The following is a 7,046-nucleotide window of genomic DNA, read 5'->3' on the forward strand; positions in this document are numbered from 1 at the left end:
GGGAGGGAGCGGGGGCACGGCTGGACGGGATTCGGGCAGGCAGGAGCGATGAGGAGTACTCATGCGCGGACTCCAAGCACGTTCGAATGGTGGGGAGTTCTGATCGCTCACGCGCGGACGACGACCGGTGGCCCGCCTCCCTGGGCACGAGCGCACCTCACCCCAGGGAAGGCGGGCATGCTCGCGCGGCGCTCTTCCGGCGCCACGGCGTGTGAGTCGAGCGATACCGACGGTAGCGCATCCGCGCTTACGTTGCGCCGCCTATGGAAAACAGTTCTCCAGATGGATCGCGCAGCCCTCCGGAGGGCAGACTGTGGCCCTACGGAGAGAGGTGACATGCCACCAAGAAGCGATCCCACAGTCCGTCAACGCCGACTCGGCATCGAGCTCCGCAAGCTCCGCGAGGCAGCGGGCCTTTCAACGCAGCAGGCCGGAGCACTCCTTGGCGTCAACCGCACTCGAATCCCGAACATCGAGTCCGGCCGGTTCGGCATCAGCCCGGACCGGGCCCGCACTCTCGCGACCCACTACGGCTGCGTAGACGGCCAGTTGATCGACGCCCTGGCCGCCATCGCCAAGGAGCGCAACAACCAGTGGTGGGAGTCGTATCGGACGCTACTCCCGCCATCCTTCATGGACGTGGCCGAGCTGGAGCACCACGCTGTCGCGATGCGGATGCTCGTCATGATGCACATCCCCGGCCTTCTCCAGACCGCCGAACATACGCGCGCGCTCTTCGAGAGCTCCCTCGTCTCCCTACCCCCGGACGACGTCGAACGACGCGCCATCCACCGCATGCGGCGACAGGAGATCCTCACCCTCCGAAAGGACCCGCCGAAATTCACGGCGATCATTCACGAGGCGGCTCTGCACATCCAGTTCGGCGGCCCGAGGGTCACTCGAAACCAGCTGAACCACCTCCTCCACATGAGCGAGCGGGACAACATCACCATCCGAGTCATCCCCTTCGAGGTCGGCGGCTTCGCCGGCCCGGGCCAACCGATCCTCTACGCCGACGGGCGGGTCCCTCAGCTGGACACCGTTCAGCTCGACAGCTTTCACGGCTCGACCTTCATCGATTCCCGCTCAGACCTTGCGGACTACCAGGCACTGCTCGACAGGATGGAGGCACTTGGCCTTCCCGAAGACAAGACACGCGACTTCATCCACAGCATTGCCCAACGAATCTGAACATGAGGACAAGATGAGCGAGATCTGCTGGCAGGAACCTTTATGCGGCGGGAACGGCGGCAACACCTGCCTCCAGATAGGCCACACAGCCGCCGGCACCCCCGTCCTCCGCGAGACGACGCACCCTACCGAGCTGATCACCACCACCCACCAAGGCCTCAGCAACCTGATCAAGGCGGCGAAACGCGGCGAGTTGGACCATCTGCTGTAGTCCTACGCCGGATCGGCATCCGCCTGACGGGCGCGGGCCCACGCCTCCTCGAACTCATCACGACGGATCTCCCGCCCCACCAGTTCCGGATCGAAGAGATCGACGATTGGCGGACTGAAAAGCCAGTCGTCAGGCCCACTCCTGACGGCGCTCCCGTCCTCGCCAATCTCCACCTGCCGGGTCCGGCGCCCGTCGGACCCGATCTCCATCAGATAGTCGGCCGGATCAACGTCGTCGTCGCCGTCCCAGGGCTGCCGCAGATACACGACCTCCCTACCCACGAGCGCGCCGAAGCCCGGACGCCCGCGCTGGGCGTCACGCTCCGCGCGCAGGCCGTCCAGCCCAGCCGGCATCCGGGGCGCGTCGATATCGACTTCCTCCAGCTTGCCGCCCTCACGCCAGGCCACAGTCTCGGGATCAGTGACGACCTCGACCCAGGCGAACGTCTCAAGAACCTCCCGCGCCGACCTCGCACGAACCCACCACCACAGGCCACCCATGCCGTAGTCGTGCAGAACGAGGAAACGCGACTTGGGCGCGACATCAGTACCAGCCACAGCACCAGAGGCTAACGAGCGAAACCACGGCTCCCCTCCCCGGGCCGGCAGCCATCACCCACCCGCCCCGCACCGCTCGCCGCCGCCCTCTCCCCATGACATCGTCGAAACGGCAGATCAGCAGCCGAGGGGAGCACGCCATGGCCGGCCTCGTACGCAAGAGCTTCACTTCGCCAGAGGAAATCCGCCCTTTCCAGGCCGGCAAAGGGCGAATGGAGCTGGTGGAACTGGGCGGCGGCTCGGTGGGCCGGGCAACGTTCGAACCGGGCTGGCGCTGGTCCGAACACGTCAAGCCAATCGCGGGAACCGACAGCTGCCAGGCCTCCCACGCGGCCTATGTCATCTCGGGCCGCATGATGGTCGTCATGGACGACGGCGAAGAGGCGGAATTCGGCCCGGGCGACTGCATGATCTGCCCACCGGGCCACGACGCCTGGGTCCTCGGCGACACCCCCTGCGTCATGGTCGACTGGCAGGGCGCCACGAACTACGCGAAGGGCTGACCGTGTCCAGATCACAGTTCGTACGGGTACAGCTCCAGGCCGGAAGCAGTGAATCTCAGGCGATCCCCAACCGCGACCGGTCGTACGCCATCCAGTATCTCGACCAGCAGAACGTCCGCCTCGAGCCTCAGCGCGACAACGGAATCGTCATCGATCCGCTCCACTGCTCCAGTAACGGAAACGCCGAACCCATCAACGCCTTCGATGCCCCACCCCGGCGACGCGACAAGGCCCCACGACCGAACCACATCAGGAACGTCGAACTCGACGTCATACGCCCCGGTCTCCGGCGACCCTTCCCCTCGCCAGATGCCTTGCCCCCTCCCCACCGGCGAGGAGAAACAGACGGCTCCGCTCTCCGCGTCCAAGACCCTCGAGATTTCGATACGCACGGACTAAACCGATCCCTTCGCCGACGCGGCCTTGCCGGACCGATCCAGCCGCTGAGCAAGGTCGACCACATCTTGCAGGCGCAACACACGTTCGCCGGCCCCGGGCAAAGGAACGTGTAGAGGCTCGGTCCACCGCACGGGAATCGCGTCGAACCCATAAACCGCCCCGGCGAGGCCACCAGTGACCGCGGCAACAGTATCCGTATCCCCACCCAGGTCAATGGCCGCACGTACAGCCTCCTCATAGGAGGCGGTGGTGCGCAGGGCCCAGACAGCGGAAGCGAGACAAGGCCAGACGGCACCGTTGAACTCGGTGGCGTCGTCGGGATGCCAGCCGAGCGCGAGAACGGCCGCGTACCGCTCTCGATGCTCCGGATGAACCTGCGCGAACGTATCCGCGACCGCACCGACCGGGTCGCCGCCCTCCAGCGCCACGCGCAGGAGCTCGTGAAAGATGGCGGTGCCTTCCCAGGCCGCCCGGTCGCCGTGCGTCAGCGCGGCGATCCGACGGGCGGCGTCCATGGTGACCGCCCGCCCCCGCCCGGCGAAGTACACCGCAGAGGTGGTGGCCCGCATGAGCGCACCGTTTCCGGCGGCACGATGATTGGTCCGAAAATGAACCGCGGCAGCGCGATCCCAGGGCTCCCCGTTGGTGAGCACGTCCTCTGTCTGCAGCCCTATATCCTTGGGCTCGGCGGCGGCCCACAGTTGAAACCGTCGAAAGATATCGGCGGGATCCAGCCCACCGCGTTCCAGCAGCGATTCACCGACATGAACCGTCATCTGCGTGTCGTCCGTGGCCTCACCGGCATTCCATCCACCACCGCCACACATCTCTCCCCCGCATCCAGGTTCCGGAAAACGCGAGAAAAACGCTCCCGGAGGCCCAAACTCAAAGGGAGCCCCCAAGGCATCCCCCACAGCCGACCCGACGACCGCCCCGACGGCACGCTCCACAAGACTCACCCGCCCGTACCGATTAGCCCGCCGATGCCGTCCGCCGACTCGTGCTCTTCTCATTGCCGCTAGTAGGCGTCGACAACCTTCCCGTCCGGCACACGGAAGCATGCGGAGACGACATCCACCACGATTCCGGATGTCTTGCTGAGATCAGCTGGCGCCTCTTGAGATGAATTCCGCTTGTCCATAAAGGTGATATTGGCAGAGAAATCGAACTTTTTGGAATCAGCAATTATCTCCAGATTCTTTGCCCTGCTGCTGTCGCGCCCATAACTCGTAACCTTCCACCCACGCTTCGGCAACTCATCATTGAGCCGCTCCATGGCTTGCTCCATGTCAGCCTCTGGAACACCCCATAGGGACCACGGGTGTCGAATCTTGTAAAGCACCTTGGGATCCTTGTCACATCTGGACACGCCAGGCCCCGGCTGACTTATCTGCCCCTTCAGGCCAATGGCGTCAAAGATTTGACTCGAAAGCTCCTTGGCTTCCGCCCGAGAGGTCTCAATCTCGCGCACCCGAGGCACATAGCCGAGATCGCTCGAATTTCCACTCATACCACTACACCCCGATACAGCCAGAACAGCCAATGAGGCCGATGTCGCGAGAAACTTCCGCTTGCGACCCTTTCTCAATTTTCCTCGACTAGCCACGTTTCACCGCATCATAGTTTCCGGTCACCACAGCCGCCTGATTCCACAGGCTCACGGAGCCGCCGTCCCAATAGCCGCTATGGTCCTTGGAATCGGTCTGCATTATATTTGCACCGAAATCCCGGTCGGATGGGACGTTCTGGTCAAGCATCCCTCCGACCAAGTACCCGAGCGCAGGGGGCACGACAGGAACGGCTTCACTGACCGCCGCACCCAACGCCGCACGCAACGGCGCCGTATCCTTGTCACCGCCAAGAAAGGCAGCCTTCCCGCCCAAGGGGACGGGGTCATTTCCGAGCGCAGCGGCTTCCGACCACACATGCCCTTTGGGGGCATCCAGCTCGTCCGCGTGGCTGACACGCATGCCTGGACTTGCCACGGATATGATGTCGTCCGCCCCTAGCCCTTGCTTTTGCGAGGTGTCGCCCACCACATAGGTTCCGTAGCTATGCCCTAGCACCGTCGTATGGCTGGCTTCAGGGCCGCCCTGCGCCGTTTGTATACCGTCGAGAAAACCCTTCAGATGGGGAGCCGCTTTGTCGGCGTACGAAGGGGATGCCGCTTCGGGGATCAGATCACCATTGTGAGTCGGATAGGCGCTCTGCGGCGCATCGTAACCGATCCAGGTAATTGTCGACACCGACGGGTTACCCGGCATCGCGTTACTCACCTTCCATAGACTCGCCATCCTGTTGATGTCGCCTTCGGCCTTGCTCAGACGAGTCGTTGTTCCCGGAACGTACACAGCAGTGTGGTCGGCGGTGTCCGGGTTTCCGTTCGCCACAATGGCGCGGCCGAGCCCATCGGCATCAAAACCGAGAAGGTAAGCCTCCGGCAGGTCCTTGCTTCCGGTTTCGTCGAAGCGGGCTTGAATCTGCTTCATGCCGCTTATCCGCTCTTCCAGCACCTTCCTTTCCTGGTCCCACTTCTTCCAGGCAAACGTTTTTTCCTGCTCCCCTTGGACGGGGAGGCCGGTGACCGGATTTATTTTCTGGGTATATTCTCGAGGCTCTCGTCGCATGAGACTCTCCAGGCGCTCTTCATCCCTCGAATAAGTCTCGGCAAGCAGAATTCGATTGGCTTCGTCGCGCGCAGAGGATGGGAGGCCGTCCATCTTCCCGATACTGGACGGAAACATGACGGCATACTCATCACGTTCCGCTTGACCGAGGCTCTTCCACCATTCTGCATTTTCCTTGGGCGACCCGCCCTTGGGTATCTTTGACTCCGAGAAGAGCTTTCCGGCGGCAGCCCGGACAGCCTTGATGTCACCCGCAATATCCGATTGATCCGTCTTATCCAGACTCGGATCTGCATCAAGTTTTGCCAAGGCCCTGGCGTAGCGGCCGTCAATCTCGGCCGCTTCCTGCAACGCCTCACCGATGCGGTTGGCGATGTCCTGCGCCTTGGCCTGATTCAGATCCGGAGTGCTGTCCGGCTTCAGCAGGGCCGGCATGGCTCCGGGTGCAGCCGGCGCGGGGAGCTGCGGGGACGGTGTCGACGGGCTCTTGGGGAACTCGACGGAGCCGTCGGGCTTGACTGTGAACTTCAACGCCTGGGCGTCTTCGAGCGCCTGCTTGAGCTTGCGTTGGGGAACTGTCAGTTCTTCGGCCAGGCCCGTGAGTGCCGTGCGGATCATGCCGCATTCGGCATGGATGTACTGGTAGTTCTTGCTGAGTCTCCCCAGGCCCGTCTTGACGGCATCAGCTGCCTCGCCCTGCTGGGTGGCTCCCAGTCTGGAAAGCATGTCGTGGTCGACGCGACCTCGTGCCGCGCTGGAGCGGTTGCTGACCGCGCTCCAGCCTTCCGCCGCCTTGGTGAACTTGGAAGTGTCCAGGTTCTTCAGCTCATCAATGGTGACCATCGAGGTCACCGGCCCTTCGAGTAGTCGTCGATTTTCGAGCTGTTCCGAACGGCCTCGAACGAGGTTTTCACGGCAGCTTCGTTCTCGCCGAAGCTGACACCGGCCTTCTTCAGATCGCCACTGAGTCTCTGGCACTCACTACGGACTGCACCGAGGCGCGTCTCCCAGGTGCCGAGGATCGTACTCAGCGCTGCCACACTCGCGAAGCCAGCGGTGCCGGCCTTTATACCGTCGTGCGCATGGCCCAGGTCGCCGAGCGCGGTACTCATGTCCTGGTGCAACTCGTCCGCGACACCTCCTGCAGTGATCCACGGCGTGACGCTCGCCTTGTGGGTGCCACCGCCGCCTCCGCCGCTGGGGGCAGCGGAGGCCAGGAGTATTCGTGATTCAGCGGCTGGTTGCTGAAATTGGGCGTCCGTCATCGTGAATCCTGAAGAGAGGGGGGAGAGGAAGGAGCGAGGTAGCTCTTGCCTTGCCTGTGTCGGTTACTTGGGGAGTGCTCTGCGTCGACGAGTGAAGAGGACAGACACCCCTGCGGCGAAGACCACCGCTGCGGCTACGCCAACGGCCAGTACGTTGCGCTGGGAGAGCAAGCCATCGCTGCCCTTCTCGGGCTTCGCCGCTTGCCGGTGCGCCGAGTCCTCACCGCCGGCCGTAGCGCCGGGGCTCGGCGACTTCGCTGCCGCGAGTTCGGGGAGGGGGCTGACGTCGGCGG

The 7,046-nt window shown here is 63.7% G+C and carries 9 protein-coding genes; 3 read left to right on the top strand and 6 right to left on the bottom strand.

The window, feature by feature from the left end:
* Positions 1 to 336 precede the first annotated feature (336 nt).
* Positions 337 to 1,191: a helix-turn-helix transcriptional regulator gene (locus K6I33_RS28890; protein WP_229357486.1), complete on the top strand. Its 855-nt coding sequence runs from the start codon at positions 337 to 339 to the stop codon at positions 1,189 to 1,191.
* 13 nt (positions 1,192 to 1,204) lie between these two features.
* Positions 1,205 to 1,402, top strand: coding sequence for a DUF397 domain-containing protein (locus tag K6I33_RS28895; RefSeq protein ID WP_229357487.1), 198 nt, complete (start codon positions 1,205 to 1,207; stop codon positions 1,400 to 1,402).
* Positions 1,403 to 1,404: 2 nt separating this feature from the next.
* Here K6I33_RS28895 and K6I33_RS28900 read toward each other — a convergent pair whose 3' ends face one another.
* The gene (locus K6I33_RS28900) at positions 1,405 to 1,959 is read right to left on the bottom strand and encodes a hypothetical protein (RefSeq protein ID WP_229357488.1); all 555 of its coding nucleotides are present in this window, start codon (positions 1,957 to 1,959) and stop codon (positions 1,405 to 1,407) included.
* A gap of 140 nt (positions 1,960 to 2,099) precedes the next feature.
* On the opposite strand from K6I33_RS28900, the gene K6I33_RS28905 reads away from it, so the two are divergent.
* A complete protein-coding gene (locus tag K6I33_RS28905) occupies positions 2,100 to 2,462 on the top strand; it encodes a cupin domain-containing protein (protein ID WP_229357489.1) in 363 nt (120 codons plus the stop codon).
* Between the two features lie 11 nt (positions 2,463 to 2,473).
* On the opposite strand, the gene K6I33_RS28910 is transcribed toward K6I33_RS28905, so the two are convergent.
* From K6I33_RS28910 to K6I33_RS28930, 5 genes are all read right to left on the bottom strand, one after another.
* Entirely contained in the window at positions 2,474 to 2,854 is a 381-nt protein-coding gene (locus K6I33_RS28910) for a hypothetical protein (RefSeq protein ID WP_229357490.1), read from the bottom strand.
* 3 nt (positions 2,855 to 2,857) lie between these two features.
* Positions 2,858 to 3,811, bottom strand: a complete 954-nt coding sequence (locus tag K6I33_RS28915) for an ADP-ribosylglycohydrolase family protein (RefSeq protein ID WP_374286019.1) — start codon at positions 3,809 to 3,811, stop codon at positions 2,858 to 2,860.
* Between the two features lie 68 nt (positions 3,812 to 3,879).
* Positions 3,880 to 4,371: a hypothetical protein gene (locus K6I33_RS28920; protein ID WP_229357492.1), complete on the bottom strand. Its 492-nt coding sequence runs from the start codon at positions 4,369 to 4,371 to the stop codon at positions 3,880 to 3,882.
* 88 nt (positions 4,372 to 4,459) lie between these two features.
* The gene (locus tag K6I33_RS28925; protein ID WP_229357493.1) at positions 4,460 to 6,331 is read right to left on the bottom strand and encodes an alpha/beta hydrolase; all 1,872 of its coding nucleotides are present in this window, start codon (positions 6,329 to 6,331) and stop codon (positions 4,460 to 4,462) included.
* Between the two features lie 5 nt (positions 6,332 to 6,336).
* Positions 6,337 to 6,753: a hypothetical protein gene (locus K6I33_RS28930; RefSeq protein WP_229357494.1), complete on the bottom strand. Its 417-nt coding sequence runs from the start codon at positions 6,751 to 6,753 to the stop codon at positions 6,337 to 6,339.
* Between the last annotated feature and the right edge of the window lie 293 nt (positions 6,754 to 7,046).

Source organism: Streptomyces sp. UNOB3_S3 (assembly GCF_020740895.1).
Lineage (GTDB): Bacteria > Actinomycetota > Actinomycetes > Streptomycetales > Streptomycetaceae > Streptomyces.

Excerpts from the sequence above, each read along its gene's own strand:
- K6I33_RS28890 (WP_229357486.1), top strand. The coding sequence starts at position 337 with ATGCCACCAAGAAGCGATCCCACAGTCCGTCAACGCCGACTCGGCATC.
- K6I33_RS28895 (WP_229357487.1), top strand. The coding sequence starts at position 1,205 with ATGAGCGAGATCTGCTGGCAGGAACCTTTATGCGGCGGGAACGGCGGC.
- K6I33_RS28905 (WP_229357489.1), top strand. The coding sequence starts at position 2,100 with ATGGCCGGCCTCGTACGCAAGAGCTTCACTTCGCCAGAGGAAATCCGC.
- K6I33_RS28920 (WP_229357492.1), bottom strand. The coding sequence starts at position 4,371 with ATGAGTGGAAATTCGAGCGATCTCGGCTATGTGCCTCGGGTGCGCGAG.
- K6I33_RS28925 (WP_229357493.1), bottom strand. The coding sequence starts at position 6,331 with ATGGTCACCATTGATGAGCTGAAGAACCTGGACACTTCCAAGTTCACC.
- K6I33_RS28930 (WP_229357494.1), bottom strand. The coding sequence starts at position 6,753 with ATGACGGACGCCCAATTTCAGCAACCAGCCGCTGAATCACGAATACTC.